Source organism: Natronolimnobius sp. AArcel1 (assembly GCF_011043775.1).
Lineage (GTDB): Archaea > Halobacteriota > Halobacteria > Halobacteriales > Natrialbaceae > Natronolimnobius.
This window is the reverse complement of sequence record NZ_JAAKXY010000002.1, coordinates 141,969-162,065: the sequence shown is the minus strand read 5'-3', so window position 1 is coordinate 162,065 and position 20,097 is coordinate 141,969. Positions and strand designations below refer to the sequence as shown.

The window sequence follows — 20,097 nt, the reverse complement described above, 5'->3', positions numbered from 1 at the left end:
GACCAACCACATCGCCCTCGAGGTTGGCGATATCGATGAGGCGCTCGCGTTTTATGACTCCCTGTTCGCCTTCGAGTTGCGCGGACGCGGTGACACAAAGGCGTTCATCGACATGGGCGACCAGTTTATCGCACTCGCCGAAACCGAGGCCGCCGGTGACACGACCGATGACGCCCGTCATTTCGGGTTGGTCGTCGACGACGCAGCTACCGTCGAGCGCCGACTCGAGGCCCTCGAAATCGACCAACTGGACGCTCCCGGTCTCGAGTTTCACGACCCGTGGGGCAACCGCGTACAGATTGTCGACTACGAGGAGATCCAGTTTACGAAAGTTGACCACGTACTCGAGGGAATGGGCCTCACAGACCTCGAGAAGACGGACGACGCACTCGAGGAGCTACGTGAGAAGGGACTTGCACCAGACTCGAGCGGCGAGTAACCTCAGCTATCGGCTGCGAGCAGCGTTTCGAGCATCGACCCAACGGCGTCGAACTCGTCGTCGGTGACTTCGTGGCCGACGCCGGGATAGGCTCGCTCGTCGACGCTGGCATCTGCGTCCGCGAACGTGCGAACTGTCCTCGAAACCCGGTCGGCACTGACGTGTGGGTCGTCTTCGCCGTAGCCGAGCAGTACTGGTGTTTTCTCGAGCGCGCCTGGAATCTCCCAGTCGTCATCGCTCGAGCCAGGGAGCGTCCCCGAGAGACAGCACAGGCCGCCGTAGCGTCGTGGATTCCGGCGGACGAACTCCGCGGCGACGCAGGCACCTTGCGAGAAGCCGCCGATGACGGTTCGTTCCGGGGGCACGCCGATTTCTTGGGCGGCCTCGAGTGCTGCGCCGACGCACTCGACGCTCGAGGTGAGCCAGGGCTCGTTCTCGGCTCTCGCTGTGGGTGCGCGGCGAGGGTACCAGCGACTGCGCTCGGCTGCTGGCGCGAGCACGGTCACGCCGTGGCGGACGGTGGGCGAAAAGAGGTTGATGACGCCCTGTGCGGTCGCGCCGCGGCCGTGGAGCAGAACGATGGCAGCCTCGGAAGCCAGCGCGGGTGCGCCAGCGGTGAGCAGGGGCTGGCCGTGATGGGGGCCAGCAACGGACTCGAGGGGGCGGTCCTCGCTCATTTTCCTGTTATCGTCTTCGGAAGATGCAGTTCGGGCAACTGACTCTCGATCAGGTCTCGGTCCTGTTCGAACCAGTCGGGGAGCACGAGTTCGGTGCTGGGTTCGTCTGCCTGGTCGCCGTCGTCAACAGCGAGGCCACCCGTTTCGGTCGCCAACTCGACGAGGACGCCACCTGGCTCACGGACGTATAGCGAGTGGAAGAAGTGGCGATCCTTGACGCGTGAGACGTCGTAGCCGCGGTCGTCGAACAGGTCGCGCCACTCGTGTAACTCGTCTTCATGTTCGACGCGGACGGCAACGTGGTGATGTGTTCCCTGTCCCTCGCGGCCGTAGGGGCCGTCTTTCAGCAGGATATCCACAGTTGTCGCGTGCGTTTCCGACCCCGGTATCTCGTATCGAACGCGCTCGCCCTGTTCGGCGACGTACTCGAAGCCGAGCGTCTCGAGCAGGCTCGCCGTCGCGTAGGGATTGACCGAAAGCGTCGTGACGCCGTCGATGCCTCGAAGTGCGTGCTCGAGGGGGACTGGGCTGTGCTCCCACGGTTCGACGGCACTCGCCTCGATGTCTGCGGCCGGCCGGGCGACCAACTCGAGGTGGGTGCCGACCGGATCCTGAAACTGCACGACGGTATCGCCAAAGCGTTCGTGGCGCTCGAGTGGGATGTCATGTTCCTCGAGTCGATTCTGCCAGTAGGCGAGACTCTCCTCGGAGATCAGAAACGAGACTGATTCGACCTGTGGTCGCCCAACTCGGCCGTCGTCGCCGTAGGGGTCGGGGAAGACGGTCAGGACTGTCCCCGGTGTTCCGGTCGCGTCGCCGAAGTAGAGGTGATGCTGGAGGATATCCTCGAAGTTCACCGTCTGTGTGACGAGACGGAGTCCGAGCACGCCGGTATAGCACTCAATCGCCTCCTGGGCGTCACCGACGATGCCCGTCACGTGGTGAATCCCCGCCGTCTCTGAGACCATTATCGATGCTTCGGCCTCGAGGAAAATAGCGTGTGGGGTCGGTGCTGTGTCCGTCAGGCGGGTCGAACAGCCCGTTCGTGTGTTAGAAGAACTTGTAGAGATCGTCCCGATTCTGTTCGTGGAGTTGGTCGCGAACGGCTTCGTTGAGCGCGTCGATCTGGCCGCGTTTCGCGGTGATCGGCGCGATAACTTCTTGCCACTGCTTCCAGGGCGGGTAGAGACCGAGTCGGTCGCAGAGTTCGTTCAGTCGCTCGTCTTTATCGTCGACCTTGTCCATCTTGTTGACGGCGACGACGGTCGGAATGTCCAGCTCTCGCAGGAAGTGAAACATCTCCACGTCGTAGGGAATTTCGTCCGGCCCCGAGTGGCGGTCGATAATGTCGATGACGCTCTTGCCGTCGACGACCAAAATCGCGACGAGGATGTTGTCGGCGTTCTCCTCGAGATAGTGGACGATGTTGGTCTTGATCTCCTCGCGGTAGTCCTCGTCGACGCCGCTCATGAAGCCGAAGCCGGGCAGGTCGGTGATGACGAAGTCCTCGGCGTTCCAGTCGTAGTGGTTCGGTTGGCGGGTGACACCGGGTTTGCCACCGGTGTCGAAACTGTGGCCGGTCACCTCGCGCATGAGCGTTGACTTGCCCACGTTCGAGCGGCCGACGAGTGCGACCTCGGCCTCACGATTGGGGCGGTTCTCAAACATAGCACCTCCTAGGTGCGTCAGCCGTTTATACGCAGTGTGTTCGAGTCGCCCGCTCGAGTCATGACGCTCGAAAGACCCGAAGTTATGATCCCAGGGGTTCTCAGCCAGAGACGTGCGGCTCGTACAGCTGACGGTCCCGACGGGTAAACAACAGACGATCCTCGAGACGTTAGACGATCGAGAGATCGATTACGTACTGACTGACGAGCAGAGCAATCGCGACTACGCGGGCGTCGTGTACTTTCCACTCCCTGCTCCCGCCGTTGAACCCGTCCTCGACGAGCTACAGGACGCTGGGATCGACGAAGACGCATATACTGTCGTTGTCGATGCTGAAACGGTCGTCTCGCGCCGCTTTGAAGCGCTTCGTGACGAGTACGAAAACGGCGATGTCAACTCCGATCGTATTTCTCGGCAGGAACTCCAGGCCGAAGCCCAGTCGCTGACGCCGACGTTTGCCGTGTACGCGATCATGACGATCATCAGCGCCGTCGTCGCGACCGCAGGGCTGTTGCTCGACTCGCCGGCCGTCGTCGTCGGCTCGATGGTGATCGCGCCGCTGATCGGGCCAGCGCTCGGACTGAGCGTTGGTTCGGTCATCAATGACGAGGACCTCTTTCACGAAAGCCTTCGCTACCAGTTGCTTGGGATTGTCCTTGCGATCGGTGCAGCAGCGGTCTTTGCCCTGCTGGTCCGCGTGACTAACGTCGTTCCACCCGGCCTCGAGATCGGCGCCGTTGACGAGATTTCTGAGCGCCTCGCGCCGGACCTCCTCTCGCTCGCGATTGCCCTCGGTGCCGGTGTCGCAGGGATCATCAGCATCGCAACGGGCACGTCCGTCGCGCTGGTCGGCGTGATGATCGCTGCGGCATTGATTCCACCCGCTGCGGCGGCTGGCATCGCCATCGCCTGGGGACAACCATCCGCTGCGATTGGATCGACCGTCCTCGTTCTGGTGAACGTGCTCTCGGTCAACCTTGCCGGCTTGCTCACCCTCTGGTACACCGGCTATCGCCCTGAAAATCTGTTCTCGATCGGGCAGACCGAACAGCGCGTCCGTCGTCGCGTCCTCGGCCTCGCTGCAATCGTGCTCATCTTCGCCGTCTTTCTCGGCGCGATCACGTACACCTCCTTTGTCGCCGCTACGTTCGAGGAGAACGCCCGCGAGGAAGTCGAAATGATCCTCGCTGAAGACGAGTTCGAACAGTACCAACTCCTCGAGTTCGAGGTCGTCATGGACGATGAGTATCCCTTCGTCGGCCCGGAACGCGTCGTCGTCACCATTGGCGGCCCAGCAGGTGAGTCACCGCCGGCACTTGCGGATCGGATCCACGAGCAAATCAATGAACACAGCGACGAGACTGTTGCCGTCGAGATTCGGTACTTCGAGACAGTCGAACGCTGAGATTCGGATGCTAAGTTCTGTGAATTCCGTCGGAAACGAGCGCTGTCACCGCCTGCGAACTCGCTCGAGCAGGCTCGGAGTCGGTTCGGAATCGTCGGGTGATGACTCGTCTGGCTGATCGGAGTCAGAGTCGGATTCGGGGCCGGATGCTGTCTCGGAGTCGGACGCCGAACGCCGCCCGAGTCGACGCTTGACCCACGTTCGCGGGCCACCGATTCGACGGACACGGCCGGTGAATCGGTTGACCAGAAACGTCGGGAGATACAGCGCAAACGCCCCCATCGCGAAGAAGCCGATGCCGGCTGCGGTCCGGCCGGTCCGGACGAACTCGAGGCCGACGACGAACATCGGGCCGGCCATCGAAAAGCCAGCGGCCGTCTGTAGCATCCAGAGGATTCCTGGGCTCTTCATCGACGTCTCACCTTCCCCTAGCTCTCGAAGGGCAGTTCCGGCTCGTAATCGACGGCCTCGACTGCGGCTTCGAGAACGGTTTCGACGTTCTCGCCGGTTTCGATACTCATCTCGAAGTCGGCCTCGAGGTCCTCGAGTTGGTCGGCCCAGACCTCTCTGCGGTCGGTCTTGTTCGCGATTGTGAGTACGGGGACGGTCTCAAACTGGGCGATAATCGAGTCGCGCAACTCGAGTTGGGAGGCGAGTGGATAGCCACACTCGGCGCTTGGGTCGACCATCACGAGCATGCAGTCGGCGAGGTGTTCGATGGCGCTGACGGCCTGTGATTCGATCTCGTTGCGCTCTGCTGGTGGACGATCGAGCAGCCCCGGCGTATCGACGATCTGGTATCGGAGGCGTTCGTGTTCGAAGTGACCGAGTCCGATGCCTTTCGTCGTGAACGGGTAGGATGCAGTCTCACCGCGGGCGTTCGTCACGTCGTTGACGAACGAGGACTTGCCGACGTTTGGGTAGCCGGCGACGACGATAGTCGGCTCATCGGGGTTGATCTCCGGCAGGTCGCGCAGGTCGTTGCGCGATTTATTGATATACAGCAGTTCGTCGTCGACCTGCTCGACGATATCCGCGAGTCGGGCGAACGCCTGCTTTCGGTGCTTGCGCGCCGTGTCAGTGTCTGTTTTCCGAAGGCGGGGTTGATACTCTTCGTGAATCTCGCGTGTCTTCCGGCTGGCCCACATCACTTCCGAGAGGCTCTGTCGGAGTCGGTCAACGTCGACGATTGCGTCGGCCAGTTCGTAGTAGAACGGATGGACATCGTCTTCGTACTCGAAATCGGGCCACGCCGTGACTACGTTCTCGAGGTTGTCCGAGATGATGTTTGCCGCAGTCTGCAGCATCGACTGTTGGGCCTCGAGGCCGTGCTTTGCGTTGCCTGCCCGTGCAGCCCGTGAGAACGACTTGTCGATCAGCTCTTCCGACGTGGGCGTCGTCGGAAGGTCTTCGAAAATCATACTCGGTCTAGCGGGCGCAATCATAAAAGGCCGTTCGATCCGCGTTTCGGTGGTGATGACTCACACGGCCCGCGCTGGAGACCGTTCTATCAGGGTCACGGCAGCGATCGGTTGATGCCCGAGTCGCCGACTGAGCGGTGCTCTCGTCGAACCGTACTCGAGGCTGCAATCGATTTGGTCGGCAACCTGGACGCAGACGACGAGCCGTTTATCCGGTTGCTTGCCGTCTATACGGCTATGACTAACTGGCGTGCCGTCATTATCGGCTTCCTCGTCGCGACCGTCGTTGGCGTACTTGGCGTCGTCGTTCCGGGCATCGGACAGCTTGCGGCCGGACTGTTCGGTGGCTTCGTCGCCGGCTACATCGCTGGCGGTGGGCTCCTTCGTGGATTCTGGCATGGACTGCTCGCTGGCGCACTCGGCGGGATCATCGCCGGACTCGCGGTCGCGTTCATCGTTGGCGTCGTCGGCTGGGCTGGCGGGCCAATCGGTGGCGCTCTTTCGGGACTTGCCGGGATCGGCATCTTCGCCGTTGTCTTGCTCGTCTCGTTCGTAATGGCACTCGAGAGCGCGATTGCAGGGGCCGTCGGCGGCGTGCTCAACGGTAATCCAGACCCCTCGCATTCGCGGAGTCGTAACCGCTACTGACTGTCTCGAATCGCCTCGAGTGCGCGCCGTTCGGCGTCGATTTCGCGCTGCGTTCGGACGCCGAGTCGACGGAGGAATGGCAGTGGCGGACACCAGCCCTGCAGGGCGTGCTGGAGCAGGAACGCGGCGATCACGGCTGGCACTGCGAAAAACCGACGATCAACTGTTGCGCCGAGGGCGAGCGAGACGAGGGTTAGCCCGGCGGCGTTCACCTCGAGCGTCCGTTCGATATCCCACTCGTCCTCGAGGTTCGCCAGTCGGTCGTCGATTTCGTCGGGATGATCGGCGTAGTAGCTATAGTGAGCGTGTCATATAATAGGTCACGTACCCTCCGAGCTTGGTCACGAATGATCAGTTTAGGCGGTGTAGGTACCGCTGCGGTCGTGGCCCAATCACTGCACCCGCGAGCGACCACAGGGAGCGAGCGGCCTTTTTAGCGTAGATTTTTGGAGGAGCGGTGAGCGAGCGATGCGAGCGAACCCGACGAGAAAAAGGTACGTATGCACGTATACTTGCTGGCTGGTTCAAGCAAAGAATGGTGAAATCAACTCTCTGCAAATCTTTCTATGACACGCTCTTATAGACTAAAATACCCTCGTTAATTTATTCAAGAATTGTGCTGACTACTATACACGCCCGAGGCCGCAGCCGTGCATGAACGCAGGTATTTCTTGAACTGTGCCTTCGTCTTGTCATCGCTATCACCAACTACGAACGAGGAGACAATCTATGAAGCACGATCATCACGGTGTGACAAGAACTCTATGAAGCCCCATGATGACTTAAATTTATACTTGAATCAAAAGTTTCATTAGTGAAGAGGTAGTAACATTAAATAGATATGAGGAGAAGGAAAGCACTCAAGGGACTTGCATCCGCAGGAACAGCAGGTATTATGTTTCCAACGATCACTGGAGCTTCAAGTGCTAATCAAGAGCTTGAAGATTCCATAGAGATTGAACGTATTGAACCGGATAGCAATGAATTAGAGACGCATACAACCGGTACAAACCAGTCAGAAGCATATTTCAAAGCTGAATATAACGAAGAGACTTTTATCGTCAAAGCTGAAAATACTGCTGGTGGTGACGTTAGTGAGTCAGGAAAAAATTTCTATGAAACCAGTAAGTGATAAGCAGACTCAAAGAGATGAATTAACCACTCACTCTGTCGATAACGACATCGTTGAAGATTATAATATTATTGAGCTGGATGATGGACCAGAATGTAGTTATGTAGGTGATAGTGATTACGAAGATTATAATCACAAAATGAGGGGCTTTGACGTTGAATTTACACGGGATGTTAATGTTGTAAACAGTGTATCAGCCGGGTCCGCTACTTCTGCTCTCCTTGTCCTTGCAGGAATTAGTTCATCAGCGGTCACAATTGGGGCAGGAGCTATTGTCGGCCTTTGGGTAGGGCTTTCAGGTCCAAGATACTATTACGGTATAATGGATCGTGACAGAGGTTGTGTGAGTGGCCGTTGTGGGTTTAGAACGATAGACAATAGGTATGGTGATGGAAGCACCGCTAATCCAGACGATTGGGATCAGTTCTATAATTTAACCAGTGTTAATGATTATTCACTTGGCCATATCGGCAGTCCGTAAAATACCATACAGCAGCACGGCCTACAGTAACAATTAAAACTATTTGCACACCGATCGTACCGGAGTAATGCAATCGGGTGCATACTGACTTTCAGTTGTTACTATCAGTGTTTCTTGAAGGAAATCTGTGAATTATGCAGATTTCTGGTGAACGATTAGAACAGCACCGAAGTCGATGAAGACAATCTTCAACCGATTAGGGTTGAAGATCGTCATTGCTGACTGCCTGAGCAGAAGGCTAGCAACGGACTCGAGCTACCTTCGGTTGAACGTATGTAACCAGTTCATTACGGTATCATCACAGGGCGTGTCGTCGTTCTCCTTGCATGTTTCCCAGAGAGGTCTGATTGACGGCTACACGGATAACGACAGTCCAAATCTCGCCTGGATCGAAGGGTGCTCCCTCAATCCTTGGCAGCGGGAGCTGGTCGATAACGTCCTCCGCTACCCCTTTGACATCTGATTTACCAGTCATATGGCCATAACATTCCTATATAAAAGCATATTATTGAAGAAACAATGAATATAGATTGTTCTATATTTAGAGTATAAAAGGACATTCCTGTTCCAGCAATCCCGCCGACAAATAGGGGTGTTGTTATCCATTCAGGAGGTAGAAAATCAAATTTTGTGTACTTATCTACGAGTAGTAAAGCTAACACTAATAATAATGCGGATAATGACATGGCTTGCAAATAAATCATCGGTTCTACCCTTCTCATCCAATTACTTAATATTTGATTTATGGGGCGGATAGTATGAGAGCTTGTTAAGTCCTCACCAGAGGTGAAAGACTGGGGCGGCTAAGGCCGACAACTATAGTAGCCACTGCGAGTCAATGCACACCTGATCACACGACAGATGTGCGATCAGTGTGTGAATAGTTACAGTTGTTACTATAGACAGCGAGGTTTGTTGTACTGTGCCTCCGAATTGTTATTGCAATAACCAACTACGAGCGAGGGGACAATTCCGGACGTGAGAAATTCAAGCTATGAGTTGGATTCTATGACACGCTCATAGTAACAACTGAAACGGTTTACACACCAATCGCATAGCCGTCATGCGATTGGGTGTGCACTGACTTTCAGTGGCTACTATACTGTTGTCGGCGAGTTCGCGTCGAAGCGACTTGTTGACGTGCGCTGCAGTCTGTTCGGGAACGCGTTCGGCCGTTCCTGGCAGTGCATCCGTCATTGCTCAGGTAGCCATCTCGCGACAGCTTTCGACGCACTCGGGCAGGACGTCAGCACAGGCCTGACAATGCTCGTGATCGTGCTGGCTACATTCATCGGCACACGCCTCACAGATGTCTGCACAGAGTTCGCCCAGTTCCTGATGGAAACCGGAGTTACGCGCCATCCAGCGCGCGTGCAGCGAGGCAATGTCGGCAACGTCCCGACAGAGTCGGATACAGCGAGCCATCTCTTCGCCCTCGCCCGCACAGGCATCAGCACACCACTCACAGACCTGTGCGGCCTCGAGGCAGTTGTCGATACATTCCTGCATATGGTCGTCTGCGTGGTCGAGTCGGGTACTCACCATTTCAGTGTACGGACACCGGCGAGGGCAATGAAACAGCCTGCGGCGAGTGCAAGCGTGCCAATCTATCGGCGCGCCTCGAGTTCGGCCTCGAGATCGGCGAGATCCATCTCTTTCATCGAGAGCAAGACGAGCAGGTGATAGACGATATCGGCGGCTTCGTAGGCGATTTCGTCGTGATCGTCGTCTTTCGCGGCGAGTACGAGTTCTGTTGACTCCTCGCCGAGTTTCTCGAGGACGGCGTTTTCGCCTTTCTCGTGGGTAAACAGCGAGGCGGTGTAGGAGTCTTCGGGCAGCGTTTCTTTGCGGTCTTCGATCACGTCGAATAGTTCGGCAAGTGTGTCATCCATCTATAGATCACCGGGAACGTTACGGATATCTTCGAGTTCCTCGAACTTTGCGCTGTCGTCTCGGCTGCTCTCGAAGACCGCCGGTGTGACTTCGATTCCGACGTTTGTCCGCGCGGCAAGTGCGAGTGAATCGCTCGGCCGGGCGTCGATGACGGTCTCACCACGCGGCGTCTTGACGTGGAGGTCTGCGATGTAGGTGCCGCCTTCGCCAGCGGCTCCCTCGCCGTCGATCTCGCTGACGACGACGCGGTCGATTCGCCCGCCGAGTTCTTCGACGACATCTAAGAGGAGGTCGTGTGTCATCGGTCGGCCGATATCTGCTGCCTCGAGGCCCCGAGCGATGCTCGTCGCCTCGCTGAAGCCGATGAAAATGGGGACGACATCGTCTTCACCATCGATTGCGAGGACGACGACCGGGATCGGTCCCTGCTGGGTCCCCGCGACGCGAACCGCGTCGATAGATGCCTGCATACACCAATCCTTGCGGGCGAGTGGGAAAACAGGTCCGGTCGCGAATGCATGCATACGGCCAGACTGACAGCCTTGATCCACACAGCCGTGACCGCCCCAGGAATCGCAACCGATATTCTGGTCGCATCGCTCGAGTCGAGTATGGATATCTTCTTCAGCGGCTCGATTCGCGGCGGTCGCGACGACGTCGACCTGTACGCGGCACTCATCGACCGCCTCGAGGCCACCGATACCGTTCTCACCGAACACGTCGGAACTACCGATATCGAAGCGGTCGAACAGGAGGGCGGACTCACTGACGGCGATATTCACGAGCAGGACGTCGCCTGGCTCGAGCAGGCCGATGTCGTCGTCGCCGAAGTAACGACGCCAAGTCTCGGCGTCGGCTACGAACTCGGCCGTGCGGTCGCCTGGGAAAAACCCGTCCACTGTCTGTACCGTCCGGAGTCGACGCACGACCTCTCTGCGATGATCCGGGGCAACGACGCCGTGACGGTCACCGAGTACGACTCACTCGAGGAAGTCGAACCCGAACTCGAGGACTTTCTCGAGCGCCATCGCTGAGCCTGCAGACGGTCAGGTGCTCGCCGATTGATCTGCGCTCTCGAGAACGGCGTCGTCGTTCGCGAAAAAGGCCAGTTCGTGAATCCGGTCGTCGGGCGTCAGTTCCGGGTGGAAGGCGGTAGCGACGATTGGGCCCTGTTTGACCGCAACCGGGCGGTCGTCCCACGTCGCGAGGACCTCGGCGTCGCCGTCTTCGACGGTATCGATTGCGGGTGCGCGGATGAACACCGCTGGATAGGGCTCATCGCCGAGACCCTCGACCGGCAGCGGAGCCTCGAAACTGTCCTTCTGGCGGCCAAAGGCGTTGCGCTCGACCGAGACGTCCAGTACCTCGAGTTCCTCGACGCGGTCGTCGGCTGCATCGCTCGAGGCGACGATCAGGCCCGCACAGGTCGCAAGCAGCGGTTTTCCGGTATCGACGTGGGAGACGATTTCGGCGGCGATACCGTCGCTGTGGATCTGTCTCGAGATTGTGGTTGACTCGCCGCCGGGCATCGCCAGCAGGTCGCAGTCGGGGACGATGCCGGCCTCACGGATTTCGTGAACAGTGACCTCGTGGCCGTGTGCGCGGGCCGCCCGCTCGATGGCGGCGGCGTGTTCGGAGACGTCACCCTGGACGGCGATGACGCCAGCGGTCAGTGACATGCGCTGTCATAAGAATAGCGGCGGGAAAAGTGTCGCGTCCCGTCGGTGTTGAATCCGATTACGCGACTGGAGTCACGGCGACCCACGTCAGCAACTGGACAAGAATGCCCAGCAGAACGCCGCTTGCAATAATCGTTTTCGGGTTGAGCAAAATCGCATTCGAGTCTTCCGCATCGAAGTACCGAACCAGTCCGGCACTGGACATCAAACCGCCAGTGTTCTGTCCTTTATCCATACCGGTGTATATGGGCCCCCGGAACTAAATCTTTCGTCCTTCCGATTGGCATCCACCGGCCTCTCGAGAGTACAACTGCACCGATTGTCACGCCTCAGAGACATCGTACTGCGACCGGGCGAGCCAGTCTGGGTTTAGCTCGACGCCCCATCCTGGTCCCGTTGGGACGGTGATCTGCCCATCTTCGAGCGTTGGTTCACGAGTGTACAGCGACTGCGAGCCCCTATTTGGGATTTTGTACTCGAAGGGATACGCACCGGCGTTGTCAATCGCTGCAAGCAGGTGAAGCGTAAACACCTTCTGGAGCGTATGGTTTGGCCCGTGGGGGACACACGGGAGGCCTGCCGCGGCAGCCATATCGGCAATGTGTTTCGTACGGGTGATCCCACCGACGTATCCAATATCCGGTTGGACGATATCGAGCACGGGCCGATCGATGATCCGTTCCCAGTCGTTCCCCAGTTGTTTGGTCATGTTGTTCTGCTCGCCGCCAGCGACCGGCATATCGAGTGTCTCACGCACCTCTGCAAGCCAGTCGAACTCCCAGTACGGACACGGCTCTTCGAAGTGGATGACGTTGTTTGGCTCGAGCACCTCTTTGCCGACCGCAATTGCTTGCTCGGCCGAGTACGCGCAGTTGGCATCGACGAGGAGATCAACATCGTCGCCAAGAGCTTCTCGTACGCCTGAAACAACCGCCTCCGTTCGACCTGGCCACACATCTTCGTCCGTTCGAAACGCCATTCGCTTACCAATCTTCAGCTTGAACGCCTCGAGGCCGTGTTCATCGCGCGCTGTTTGGCAGATTTCGATCTCTTCGTCGACCGTCGTTTCTCGGCTCAAGCGCGACCCGTATGCACGGAGTGTTGTTGGGCCACCACCGAGGAGTTCACAGACGGGTTTGCCCTCGCGCTTGCCTGCGAGGTCCCAGAGTGCGGTATCGAGTCCGCACAACGCCCGCAACAAGAACGTCCCTGGATATTTGTACGGACGCGGCCAGCCGTCGCTCTCGAGGACGCTGTCGATGACGCTAGACACGTCAATTGGATCGGTCTCGAGCGCGTAGGGGGCAATAAGTTTGTGAAACACCTGAACGGTGAGTTCCTCGCTGCCAGTCGCAGTCTGTCCGAACCCGACGTCACCATCGTCGGTCTCAACTCGAACCACACAGGCGTCGTCCGACGTGAACGTCTCGATCCGTTGGATTGCCATAGATGGGACAGCCAACCAGCCCGGCTAGTATAAACCCTCGTGGTGGGTAGATGACCCGTCTCAACGGCTTGTAATTCCTTCTCCACCACCGAAAACGCGGCAAACTGTCACGACTGGGAAACCCTTATGCGCGGCGGGTAGCAATGTAGCGATGACTGCATGACTGTCACGCTTAAGGATTTCTACGCGGACTGGTGTGGCCCCTGTAAGACGCAGGACCCCATCCTCGAGGAACTCGAGGACGACTGGGACGGCCGCTTTGAAGTCGAGAAAGTAAACGTCGACGAACAACAGGACCTAGCGAACGAGTATCAAGTTCGATCGCTCCCAACGCTGATCATCGAGAACGACGACGACGGCATCGTCGAACGCTTCGTCGGTGTCACACAGCGCGAAGACATCGAAGACGCCCTCGAGACGGCTGGCGCGTAAGTTTTTCTGCCAACCATCCGTCTTCAGTTTTTGTGCCCACTCCGAGAGTGGAAACTACTTGTCAGCAGTGGCGCTCGTCCCAGCGTTAGACCCACTTCACGCCGGCTTCATCCAGTTCGCTGTTGTATTTCGTGGTGTTGATCACGAGTGGGGTGAGGCTCTCGACTTCTCGAGCGTTCGCAAGCGGGCCGGCCGCAAGTCCGCGGAGGCCCGCAACTTCGTTGGTGAGTGAAATTACCGTCTGGACGGCATCCTTGTCGCCGACGACGGGCGTGTCGAAGTTGATGTCGGTCTCGAGGTCGGCAAGCGTGTTCGCGGGGAGGTTGTGGTAGGTGCCAACGACGGGGACCTCGTCGGGGGCGCGGTTCGCGACGAGTTCGGTCGTGCTGCCGGCTGGCGGCGCATTGTAGTGCATCCCGGTTTCGTCGCGTTTCATGCCAACGGCGGGCGATAGGAGTATTGTGTCATCATCGAGGCGGTCCGCAATCGAATCGACAACGTCGCCGACGTAGTATGGTGGAATCGCGAGAACGGCGATATCGGCGCGGTCGGCAACCATTTCGTTAGTAAATCCCTTGAGTGAGCCAGACGCGCCGTGGGCCTCGATGATCTCCTCGTACGCGGAGACGGCCTCACGAGCGCGCTCCGGGTCTCGCGAGCCGATGAGTATTTCGTGATCGGTGTCGCGAGCGAACCGAAGCGCCAGCCCTTCCCCAAAGTCCCCGGTGCCGCCGAGCAGTGCAAGTCGCATACTGGTCACTCTGGGCGAAATCAGGATAAAAGGACAGGATCGATGTCTGGAGCGGGCTACTGTGCGTGGACCTGCACGGTCGTCTCGACAGTGTCGTCGGCCCCCACGACTCGAATCGGGAACTCCTCGTCCTGGCGCGTCGGGTACGTCTCGAACCCAAGCGTCGCCGCGCCGGTCTCGCCCGGTTCGACGATAATCTCCTGCGTGTCGAGCACCTCAGGATCGTGGCCGACTACCAACTCGAGGACGTCCTCACCCGTCTCGGTGCCGGTGTTTTCGATATCGATGATCACCTCGAGATACTCACCTGCGTCGACTGGCGAGTCTGCGTGGCGGATTGAAAGATCGAGCGTTGGGCCGGGTTGTTCGTCGCCGTTGTCGTCCTCGACCGCCTCGAGTTGCCAGTCGCCGTCCAGTTCGGCGACGGTGCCGTCCGAACAGATCACCCACGGGACGACGTGGCAGGTGTGACAGGTCGAATCCGTGACGAGCTGTGCCGTGTCCCTCGTGCCGCTAAGGTCGCTCGTCCCCACGATCACGTCGGCCTGTGTGAGCCACCAGACGACGCGCTCGAGGCTGGTCGCTGGGTCGCTGGCCTCGAGTTCGAACGTGATGTCGTCACCACTGGCTGGAACGGTGCCGAGATCGGGTCGGATCGCCTCGACGGTTGGGGCATGGTGGCCGCTCTCTGTCACCTCGACGTGCCAGTGAATCGTGTATGTTTCATCGCGGTCGTGTGGGAGCACGGCCACCGCGACGTCGTGTGTGCCGGGCGTCTCGAAGGTCTCCTGGCGGAAGTGTGCGCCGAGTTCTTGCAGGTAGGCCCACTCCCAGGGACCGTCCATCGCGGAGACGTGCTCGCCATCGACCCACCAGACCGTCTGTTGGGACTCATCTGGGTCGTCAGGAACGGCCTCGAACATGACGGTCGTATCCGGTTGGACGCTCATAGTCTCGGTCGGGTCGGGGCGTCCCGCAGACAGCGACGATGCACCGATAACGGAGACCGTCTCATCGGCACTATCGCCGTCGACTGCGACCCTCACTGGAAACTCGTCGTCACTCGGAACTGGATAGGTGTAGAATCCGAGCGTCATCGTGTGGGTTTCGCCCGCGTCGATCGTCGTCGTTATCCGCTGGTTCTCTGTCTGATCGTCACCGATGAGCAGGGCAACGTCGGCTCGAACGTTCGAGCCACTCGTATTTTCGATTTCGGCGGTCACGTCGAGATACTCGCCGGCACCCACTGGCGCGTTTGTCTCACGGATCGATACCTCGAGTGCGCCGCGTTCGCCGTCGCTGTCGAGGTCGAGGTCGGCAGTTGCGTCGGCGGTATCGGTGTGGCCGGAGACAGTCCCTCTATCCTGTCCGTGCCGATTCTGCGTCCAGGCTGCTGTTCCGAGGACGACGGCGCCGGTTGAGACTCCGTGAAGCACCCGTCGCCGCGTTGGTCTCTTCATACGTCTGTAGTGTCGGTATATCACGCAAAACTCTGCGTACCGTTTCAAACGGAAACAGCGTGTTTCGTTCTGTAGGCTCATGTTTCGACCGTTCTGCACGCTGAAACACCATTCAACCGTTGCCGAAGACAAGACTCACTCACGGTGGAATTTTCAGATGGTGTCCCGTTCGTCAGTTCCGACTCGAGCGCTTGATAGCCCAACTCAGGGTGCGTCGTCATCAGACGGATTCATCGCCGATCCAAGGCCACCGTTGTACGCACCGCGCTCGCTCACAGTTCGCAGACGCTGTTTCACCCGATCCTCGAGTTCGGCCCGTCTGTCGTCATCAATGCGCGAATCACCGTCCAACTCCCTGAGCCGATCCTGCGCGTCGCGAAGGGTAGCCATCGCCGCATCGGCCTCGAGTTCGGTCGCCCGATCCAACTGCTGTTCGATCGCTGCGAGCGGTGACTTAGTCATCGATACTGGTTGGGGTGTCGGCCTTGTCAAAGGCTCCCCAGAACTCGCCACCTCGGATGGACAGACAACTGCTGCTATTTAACCCCACTTCGTGTGTAACATCGTTTCCTGTCGGTGCCAATCGCTTTCTGTGTGTACTGACCGGAACTCGTCGGATCATCGGACGATTGTGATTGGTACTCACCGACGGGCGTATCTGTTGTTTCTATATAGTGAGTGTATCGAACGGACCGTATGGTTCGTCCCTCTGGGATTGCACACCGCGGCTACGCTGGTGTCGCTCCGGAAAACTCCGTCGCTGGGGCTGTCCACGCGGCGTCACACGACGCAACGACGATGATCGAAATCGACGTCCAGCCCGCTGCCTGCGGGACGCCGGTAGTCATCCATGACACCACTCTCACTGGCAGACGCGATGGCCGGCCACTGACCGATGCGACTGGTGTCGTCTGGGAAACGTCACTCGAGACGCTGACAGCGTCGCACATTTTAGGTACGAAGGAGACTGTGCCGACGCTACAAGGCCTTCTCGAGGCACTTCCGGAGACGGTTGGCGTCAACATCGAACTGAAGAATCCCGGCTGTGACCCGACTGAACTCCGAGTTGGTGAGGCGCTCAACGCGGACACACGAGCTGATCGCCAGCAGGTCTGGCAGCCGTTCGTCGAGCGCGTCGTCGCAGACTGCGAGGCGTTCGACGGCGAGGTGCTCTTTTCGACGTTCTGTGAGGGAGCGCTTGCAGCGGCCCGTGCGTGTACCCCGCGCTACGGGGCCGCCGTCCTCATCTGGGACGACCTCGAGGCTGGCCTGGAACTTGCCCGTCGCTATGACTGTGAGGCGATCCACCCGCCGAGAAACGTGATTGCTGGGACGGCGCTCGTAGATACTGCCTACGCGGGTTTCCCGGCTGGTGAACCTGACATCGACATTCTCGAGGCTGCACACGAGGCGGGCCGCGCCGTCAACGTCTGGACTGTCGAAACCTGGCAGCAGGCAGCCCAACTCGAGGCGGCCGGCGTCGATGGGCTCATTGCGGAGTATCCGGGCGTCCTCGAGTGGGACCGCGACGACACACGGTGAGTGATCGATTTCGCTCCGTCAGTCCCTGGTGTCCCACTCGCACAATCTGTACAAACGCGTTCTCTTTCAGTTTGTCGCAGACGGACCAACCGTCTCACCGAAGCCGACCTGGAGTGCGATCAGCTGGACGCAGACGGCACCCACTCCGAGGGCAGTGGACTCGAGAATCCACGGCCCAAACACCGTCTCGAGGCCGGCCGAAAGCGGCAGGAGTGATCCGAGACCGACGACGGTGAGTAGCCCGCAGAAGACGACGAGAAACGCCCAGCTAAACTGTGCCGTCCTGAGTTGGAGTCGCTCGAGGCCACCGTAGAACGCGAGCCAGCTGGCACAGACGACACAGCCAATGAGATACAGGTTCACGGCGACGGCGGGACCGTCGATGGCCAGCCAGAGCGCGTAGCCGGCGGGGAGAAACACTACTGGGAGATAACACACACCGAGCCAGGCGAACGCTCGGCCGGCGTTGGGTTTCGCACTGAGGCGGCGATAGCCGCCGTGCTCGAGCCAGATCGTTCCCACAGCAGTGGCCGTAAGAACGGCGATCCAAACCCCGACATCGGGAACTCGAGTGTCGGCTGCCGACCATGTGAGGAAGTGACTACTCGCGGTTACGAGATGGCCAGCGAGCCAGGTCAGCGCAACGAACGTCCCAACGGCGGCACCGATCTCGGCGAGCATCGAGCCGGCGGTCGTTCGGAGCGTCCGAATCGTTCTGGTCACGAGCGATCTTTTTCGACTTCTCGCGCTGTGTTTAAATAAATGCCTCTGTGATTGTCGTCAGAGGTAATATGTGTGAGTGAACGCCGGGACAGCGCAGTCGCACCGTGCGTCAGTGCTCGTGATCTGGCTGATCTCGAGACGCCAGTGGCTCGGTTGCCGGCCCCTCGAGTACCTCGCCGTCGAGGTCGAATCGGGAACCATGACAGGGACAGTCCCAACTCCCTTCGGCATCGTTCCACTCGACGACACAGTACAGGTGCGTACAGACGGCCGAGGTCGTGTGCAGTTCACCGTCGGCATCGCGAGCGCAGGCGACGGGTTTCCCCCCCTCGCGGATAACGGTCCCCTCGCCAGGCTCGAGGGCGGCATGGTCGGGGCCAAACAGGGTCTGAAGCCAGTCCGTTGCAAGCGTGCTCACCGCGTCCGCGTTTTCGGTGAGCGTCGTTCCGAGTGCGGGCTTTGGCGTGAATCGAAGCGGGTCAAACAGCGCCTGGGCCGGTGGCTGTTCGCCGTTGATCAGCTCCGCGAGTAACCGGCCGGCGGCGACGCCGTTCGTCATCCCCCAGCCGCGAAAGCCGGTCGCGACGTAGACGTTCTCAGTTCGCGGCCCGGCGCGGCCAACGAGTGGCACCTTATCAGCCGGGACGTAATCCTGGGTCGACCAGTGGTACTCAACTGATCGGACTGGAAAGTGCTCGCGCGTCCAGCGCAACAGTCGCTGATAGCGGTCGATTGTCGACCCGCCCTGGCCTGTCTTGTGATTCTCGCCACCGACGAGTAGCAACTCTCCTTCTTCATCCCGGTGGGTCCGGACCGAGCGGTAGGGATCGCCCGGCCGGTAGTACATCCCCTCGGGTGGTCGCCCATCGAGTCGAACACCGAGTACGTACGAGCGCTTTGGGTGCATCCGAGCGAAGTAGCCCGCCCGATCGAGGATCGGAAACCCGGTTGCGAGGACGACCTTCCGGGCACGAATCGTTCGACCGTCCACCTGAATCCGGCAGGGAGACCCTGGCTCGAGCGCCGTCACTCGAGTCTGCTCAGCGAGGGTCGCGCCGTCGTCCTCACGCAGTGCGTCGGCAAGCCCGAGCAGGTACTTTCTGGGATGAAACCACGCCTGCTCGTCGAATCGAACGCCAGCCTGCGAGCGTTCGAACGGCGGCACGGACGTGACGTACGTCGCATCCAGCCCTGCCGCCTGTGCGGCCTCGGCCTCCCGTTCCATCGCATCGGGGTCGTCGCTGTAGAGATACGATGGCATCCGTTCGAACCCACACTCGATGTCGAGGTCCGCGATGCGCTGTTCGACCGTCTCGATCGCCTCTTCTTGGGCTTGTGCGTACTGGCGTGCCTCTCTCGAGCCGAATTCCCGTGTGAGGTGATCGTAGATCTTCCCGTGTTGGCTCGTCAGTTTCGCCGTCGATTTGCCGGTGACGCCCGTCCCGACCCGGTCGCGCTCGAGGGCGAGGACGGACTGGCCGCGCTCTCGAAGCTCGAACGCCGTTGAAAGGCCAGCGATGCCAGCGCCGATCACTGCGACATCGACGGGCTCGCTGAGTTCCTGCTCGAGCGATGACTCACTCGCGTGTTGCTCATCGCCTGAATCTGGCGCTGGCTCCTCGAGCGTGCTCGCAAGCCAGGGTGAGGTGGGACTTCCGGGGAGTTTGGTAGTGCGGGGAACGTCGGGCATAACTCAGTCTTATACGAGTACACCGACAGGTACCAAAAAACGGGTGCCTCGAGCACACTGTGAACGCCGCACTCACCGCCTGTGGTCTCGAGCGGTTGCAATTACCGCGCGCTTCATAGTCGGTGAGTGCGTATGGCTCTCACTATGTCTTGGACGTCATCGTCACTCGAGGAGGCACTGGACATCCTGCTCGTCGAACCGAATCCGGGGGACGCCAGGTTGTTCGCTGAATCGTTCACGGATGCCACTATCGCCTGTAATACACACACTGTCTCGACGGGCGAGGACGCACTCGATTTCATCCACCAGCGAAACGAGTATACGAAGAGTCCGTCCCCGGATCTGGTGTTGCTCGATTTCCACCTGCCCGGTGTGAGCGGCGAGGATGTCCTCTCAGCGATCAAATCCGAGCCAACGCTGCGCCGGATTCCGGTCATCGTCCTCACAAGTTCCGACGCCGAAGAAGATATTGCGCGGTCGTACGACCTGCATGCAAACGCCTACATCCAGAAACCCGTCTCGCCCGACGAGTTCGTCGATCTCGTCCACTCGTTCGAGAACTTCTGGCTGACGTTCGTCCGACTCCCAAAGCGTACCGTCTCGAGTTCG

At 59.3% G+C, this 20,097-nt stretch carries 25 protein-coding genes and 2 pseudogenes; 9 read left to right on the top strand and 18 right to left on the bottom strand.

Translation table 11 applies throughout. The features are described from left to right. The first annotated feature begins 10 nt into the window (after window positions 1-10). On the top strand, window positions 11-439 hold the full coding sequence (locus tag G6M89_RS04885; protein WP_343162631.1) for a VOC family protein: 429 nt from the start codon (window positions 11-13) through the stop codon (window positions 437-439). Window positions 440-441: 2 nt separating this feature from the next. On the opposite strand, the gene G6M89_RS04880 is transcribed toward G6M89_RS04885, so the two are convergent. The 3 genes from G6M89_RS04880 to engB form a co-directional block, all read right to left on the bottom strand. Beyond that, the gene (locus tag G6M89_RS04880; protein WP_165160684.1) at window positions 442-1,116 is read right to left on the bottom strand and encodes an alpha/beta hydrolase; all 675 of its coding nucleotides are present in this window, start codon (window positions 1,114-1,116) and stop codon (window positions 442-444) included. Continuing rightward, complete coding sequence (locus G6M89_RS04875) at window positions 1,113-2,084, bottom strand: VOC family protein (RefSeq protein ID WP_165160683.1); 972 nt, start codon at window positions 2,082-2,084, stop codon at window positions 1,113-1,115. The genes G6M89_RS04880 and G6M89_RS04875 overlap by 4 nt, the downstream gene beginning before the upstream one ends. Window positions 2,085-2,166: 82 nt before the next feature. After that, window positions 2,167-2,784, bottom strand: coding sequence for a GTP-binding protein EngB (gene engB, locus G6M89_RS04870; RefSeq protein WP_165160682.1), 618 nt, complete (start codon window positions 2,782-2,784; stop codon window positions 2,167-2,169). Window positions 2,785-2,896: 112 nt separating this feature from the next. On the opposite strand from engB, the gene G6M89_RS04865 reads away from it, so the two are divergent. Continuing rightward, entirely contained in the window at window positions 2,897-4,189 is a 1,293-nt protein-coding gene (locus G6M89_RS04865; RefSeq protein WP_165160681.1) for a TIGR00341 family protein, read from the top strand. 45 nt (window positions 4,190-4,234) lie between these two features. Here G6M89_RS04865 and G6M89_RS04860 read toward each other — a convergent pair whose 3' ends face one another. Both G6M89_RS04860 and G6M89_RS04855 read right to left on the bottom strand, forming a co-directional pair. Then, window positions 4,235-4,600: a hypothetical protein gene (locus G6M89_RS04860; protein ID WP_165160680.1), complete on the bottom strand. Its 366-nt coding sequence runs from the start codon at window positions 4,598-4,600 to the stop codon at window positions 4,235-4,237. 17 nt (window positions 4,601-4,617) lie between these two features. Continuing rightward, window positions 4,618-5,610: a GTPase gene (locus G6M89_RS04855; protein WP_165160679.1), complete on the bottom strand. Its 993-nt coding sequence runs from the start codon at window positions 5,608-5,610 to the stop codon at window positions 4,618-4,620. A gap of 237 nt (window positions 5,611-5,847) precedes the next feature. Between G6M89_RS04855 and G6M89_RS04850 the strand changes: the two genes are divergently transcribed. Next, the gene (locus G6M89_RS04850) at window positions 5,848-6,258 is read left to right on the top strand and encodes a DUF5518 domain-containing protein (RefSeq protein WP_165161299.1); all 411 of its coding nucleotides are present in this window, start codon (window positions 5,848-5,850) and stop codon (window positions 6,256-6,258) included. Here G6M89_RS04850 and G6M89_RS22100 read toward each other — a convergent pair. Beyond that, window positions 6,252-6,470 (bottom strand): hypothetical protein, encoded by a 219-nt coding sequence (locus tag G6M89_RS22100; RefSeq protein ID WP_206335452.1) that lies wholly within the window; start codon window positions 6,468-6,470, stop codon window positions 6,252-6,254. The genes G6M89_RS04850 and G6M89_RS22100 overlap by 7 nt on opposite strands. A 629-nt stretch (window positions 6,471-7,099) precedes the next feature. Here G6M89_RS22100 and G6M89_RS04840 point away from each other — a divergent pair. Next, window positions 7,100-7,390, top strand: coding sequence for a hypothetical protein (locus G6M89_RS04840; RefSeq protein ID WP_165160678.1), 291 nt, complete (start codon window positions 7,100-7,102; stop codon window positions 7,388-7,390). Continuing rightward, entirely contained in the window at window positions 7,353-7,871 is a 519-nt protein-coding gene (locus G6M89_RS04835) for a hypothetical protein (protein WP_165160677.1), read from the top strand. Before G6M89_RS04840 ends, G6M89_RS04835 begins: the two co-directional genes overlap by 38 nt. A 168-nt stretch (window positions 7,872-8,039) precedes the next feature. Here G6M89_RS04835 and G6M89_RS22250 read toward each other — a convergent pair. From G6M89_RS22250 to G6M89_RS04815, 4 genes and pseudogenes are all read right to left on the bottom strand, one after another. Then, a pseudogene (locus G6M89_RS22250) lies at window positions 8,040-8,346 on the bottom strand (ISH3 family transposase); the annotation flags it as partial. A gap of 725 nt (window positions 8,347-9,071) precedes the next feature. Further along, window positions 9,072-9,416, bottom strand: a complete 345-nt coding sequence (locus G6M89_RS04825; RefSeq protein ID WP_165160675.1) for a four-helix bundle copper-binding protein — start codon at window positions 9,414-9,416, stop codon at window positions 9,072-9,074. Window positions 9,417-9,478: 62 nt separating this feature from the next. Then, entirely contained in the window at window positions 9,479-9,763 is a 285-nt protein-coding gene (hisE, locus tag G6M89_RS04820) for a phosphoribosyl-ATP diphosphatase (protein WP_165160674.1), read from the bottom strand. Next, window positions 9,764-10,234: a bifunctional nuclease family protein gene (locus G6M89_RS04815; protein ID WP_165160673.1), complete on the bottom strand. Its 471-nt coding sequence runs from the start codon at window positions 10,232-10,234 to the stop codon at window positions 9,764-9,766. Between the two features lie 141 nt (window positions 10,235-10,375). On the opposite strand from G6M89_RS04815, the gene G6M89_RS04810 reads away from it, so the two are divergent. Then, window positions 10,376-10,798 (top strand): nucleoside 2-deoxyribosyltransferase, encoded by a 423-nt coding sequence (locus G6M89_RS04810; RefSeq protein ID WP_165161298.1) that lies wholly within the window; start codon window positions 10,376-10,378, stop codon window positions 10,796-10,798. A gap of 12 nt (window positions 10,799-10,810) precedes the next feature. On the opposite strand, the gene pdxT is transcribed toward G6M89_RS04810, so the two are convergent. The 3 genes from pdxT to G6M89_RS04795 all read right to left on the bottom strand — a co-directional run bounded on the left by pdxT (window position 10,811) and on the right by G6M89_RS04795 (window position 12,890). Next, a complete protein-coding gene (pdxT, locus tag G6M89_RS04805) occupies window positions 10,811-11,443 on the bottom strand; it encodes a pyridoxal 5'-phosphate synthase glutaminase subunit PdxT (protein WP_165160672.1) in 633 nt (210 codons plus the stop codon). Window positions 11,444-11,501: 58 nt separating this feature from the next. Beyond that, window positions 11,502-11,678: a preprotein translocase subunit Sec61beta gene (locus G6M89_RS04800; RefSeq protein ID WP_165160671.1), complete on the bottom strand. Its 177-nt coding sequence runs from the start codon at window positions 11,676-11,678 to the stop codon at window positions 11,502-11,504. A gap of 87 nt (window positions 11,679-11,765) precedes the next feature. Then, window positions 11,766-12,890 carry a mandelate racemase/muconate lactonizing enzyme family protein gene (locus G6M89_RS04795; RefSeq protein ID WP_165160670.1) on the bottom strand — a complete coding sequence of 375 codons (1,125 nt, stop codon included), beginning with the start codon at window positions 12,888-12,890 and terminating at the stop codon, window positions 11,766-11,768. 159 nt (window positions 12,891-13,049) lie between these two features. On the opposite strand from G6M89_RS04795, the gene G6M89_RS04790 reads away from it, so the two are divergent. Further along, entirely contained in the window at window positions 13,050-13,322 is a 273-nt protein-coding gene (locus G6M89_RS04790; RefSeq protein WP_165160669.1) for a co-chaperone YbbN, read from the top strand. 85 nt (window positions 13,323-13,407) lie between these two features. Here the strand turns inward: G6M89_RS04790 and npdG are convergent, their stop codons facing one another. The 3 genes from npdG to G6M89_RS04775 form a co-directional block, all read right to left on the bottom strand. Then, complete coding sequence (gene npdG, locus G6M89_RS04785; protein WP_165160668.1) at window positions 13,408-14,073, bottom strand: NADPH-dependent F420 reductase; 666 nt, start codon at window positions 14,071-14,073, stop codon at window positions 13,408-13,410. Window positions 14,074-14,129: 56 nt separating this feature from the next. After that, window positions 14,130-15,533: a hypothetical protein gene (locus tag G6M89_RS04780; protein ID WP_165160667.1), complete on the bottom strand. Its 1,404-nt coding sequence runs from the start codon at window positions 15,531-15,533 to the stop codon at window positions 14,130-14,132. A 204-nt stretch (window positions 15,534-15,737) separates the two neighbouring features. Further along, on the bottom strand, window positions 15,738-15,995 hold the full coding sequence (locus G6M89_RS04775) for a hypothetical protein (protein ID WP_165160666.1): 258 nt from the start codon (window positions 15,993-15,995) through the stop codon (window positions 15,738-15,740). A gap of 234 nt (window positions 15,996-16,229) precedes the next feature. On the opposite strand from G6M89_RS04775, the gene G6M89_RS04770 reads away from it, so the two are divergent. Then, the gene (locus tag G6M89_RS04770) at window positions 16,230-17,075 is read left to right on the top strand and encodes a glycerophosphodiester phosphodiesterase (RefSeq protein WP_165160665.1); all 846 of its coding nucleotides are present in this window, start codon (window positions 16,230-16,232) and stop codon (window positions 17,073-17,075) included. A gap of 66 nt (window positions 17,076-17,141) precedes the next feature. On the opposite strand, the gene G6M89_RS04765 is transcribed toward G6M89_RS04770, so the two are convergent. Both G6M89_RS04765 and G6M89_RS04760 read right to left on the bottom strand, forming a co-directional pair. After that, a complete protein-coding gene (locus tag G6M89_RS04765; RefSeq protein ID WP_165160664.1) occupies window positions 17,142-17,798 on the bottom strand; it encodes a hypothetical protein in 657 nt (218 codons plus the stop codon). Between the two features lie 109 nt (window positions 17,799-17,907). Beyond that, window positions 17,908-19,488 carry an FAD-dependent oxidoreductase gene (locus G6M89_RS04760; RefSeq protein ID WP_165160663.1) on the bottom strand — a complete coding sequence of 527 codons (1,581 nt, stop codon included), beginning with the start codon at window positions 19,486-19,488 and terminating at the stop codon, window positions 17,908-17,910. 144 nt (window positions 19,489-19,632) lie between these two features. Here G6M89_RS04760 and G6M89_RS04755 point away from each other — a divergent pair. Beyond that, window positions 19,633-20,076, top strand: a pseudogene (locus G6M89_RS04755) (response regulator); the annotation flags it as partial. Window positions 20,077-20,097 lie beyond the last annotated feature (21 nt).

Excerpts from the sequence above, each read along its gene's own strand:
- G6M89_RS04775 (WP_165160666.1), bottom strand. The coding sequence starts at position 15,995 with ATGACTAAGTCACCGCTCGCAGCGATCGAACAGCAGTTGGATCGGGCG.
- G6M89_RS04840 (WP_165160678.1), top strand. The coding sequence starts at position 7,100 with ATGAGGAGAAGGAAAGCACTCAAGGGACTTGCATCCGCAGGAACAGCA.
- G6M89_RS04760 (WP_165160663.1), bottom strand. The coding sequence starts at position 19,488 with ATGCCCGACGTTCCCCGCACTACCAAACTCCCCGGAAGTCCCACCTCA.
- G6M89_RS04810 (WP_165161298.1), top strand. The coding sequence starts at position 10,376 with ATGGATATCTTCTTCAGCGGCTCGATTCGCGGCGGTCGCGACGACGTC.
- G6M89_RS04815 (WP_165160673.1), bottom strand. The coding sequence starts at position 10,234 with ATGCAGGCATCTATCGACGCGGTTCGCGTCGCGGGGACCCAGCAGGGA.
- G6M89_RS04800 (WP_165160671.1), bottom strand. The coding sequence starts at position 11,678 with ATGGATAAAGGACAGAACACTGGCGGTTTGATGTCCAGTGCCGGACTG.
- pdxT (WP_165160672.1), bottom strand. The coding sequence starts at position 11,443 with ATGTCACTGACCGCTGGCGTCATCGCCGTCCAGGGTGACGTCTCCGAA.
- G6M89_RS04825 (WP_165160675.1), bottom strand. The coding sequence starts at position 9,416 with ATGGTGAGTACCCGACTCGACCACGCAGACGACCATATGCAGGAATGT.
- hisE (WP_165160674.1), bottom strand. The coding sequence starts at position 9,763 with ATGGATGACACACTTGCCGAACTATTCGACGTGATCGAAGACCGCAAA.
- G6M89_RS04855 (WP_165160679.1), bottom strand. The coding sequence starts at position 5,610 with ATGATTTTCGAAGACCTTCCGACGACGCCCACGTCGGAAGAGCTGATC.
- engB (WP_165160682.1), bottom strand. The coding sequence starts at position 2,784 with ATGTTTGAGAACCGCCCCAATCGTGAGGCCGAGGTCGCACTCGTCGGC.
- G6M89_RS04850 (WP_165161299.1), top strand. The coding sequence starts at position 5,848 with ATGACTAACTGGCGTGCCGTCATTATCGGCTTCCTCGTCGCGACCGTC.
- G6M89_RS04770 (WP_165160665.1), top strand. The coding sequence starts at position 16,230 with ATGGTTCGTCCCTCTGGGATTGCACACCGCGGCTACGCTGGTGTCGCT.
- G6M89_RS04875 (WP_165160683.1), bottom strand. The coding sequence starts at position 2,084 with ATGGTCTCAGAGACGGCGGGGATTCACCACGTGACGGGCATCGTCGGT.
- G6M89_RS04790 (WP_165160669.1), top strand. The coding sequence starts at position 13,050 with ATGACTGTCACGCTTAAGGATTTCTACGCGGACTGGTGTGGCCCCTGT.
- G6M89_RS04860 (WP_165160680.1), bottom strand. The coding sequence starts at position 4,600 with ATGAAGAGCCCAGGAATCCTCTGGATGCTACAGACGGCCGCTGGCTTT.
- npdG (WP_165160668.1), bottom strand. The coding sequence starts at position 14,073 with ATGCGACTTGCACTGCTCGGCGGCACCGGGGACTTTGGGGAAGGGCTG.
- G6M89_RS04880 (WP_165160684.1), bottom strand. The coding sequence starts at position 1,116 with ATGAGCGAGGACCGCCCCCTCGAGTCCGTTGCTGGCCCCCATCACGGC.
- G6M89_RS04780 (WP_165160667.1), bottom strand. The coding sequence starts at position 15,533 with ATGAAGAGACCAACGCGGCGACGGGTGCTTCACGGAGTCTCAACCGGC.
- G6M89_RS04795 (WP_165160670.1), bottom strand. The coding sequence starts at position 12,890 with ATGGCAATCCAACGGATCGAGACGTTCACGTCGGACGACGCCTGTGTG.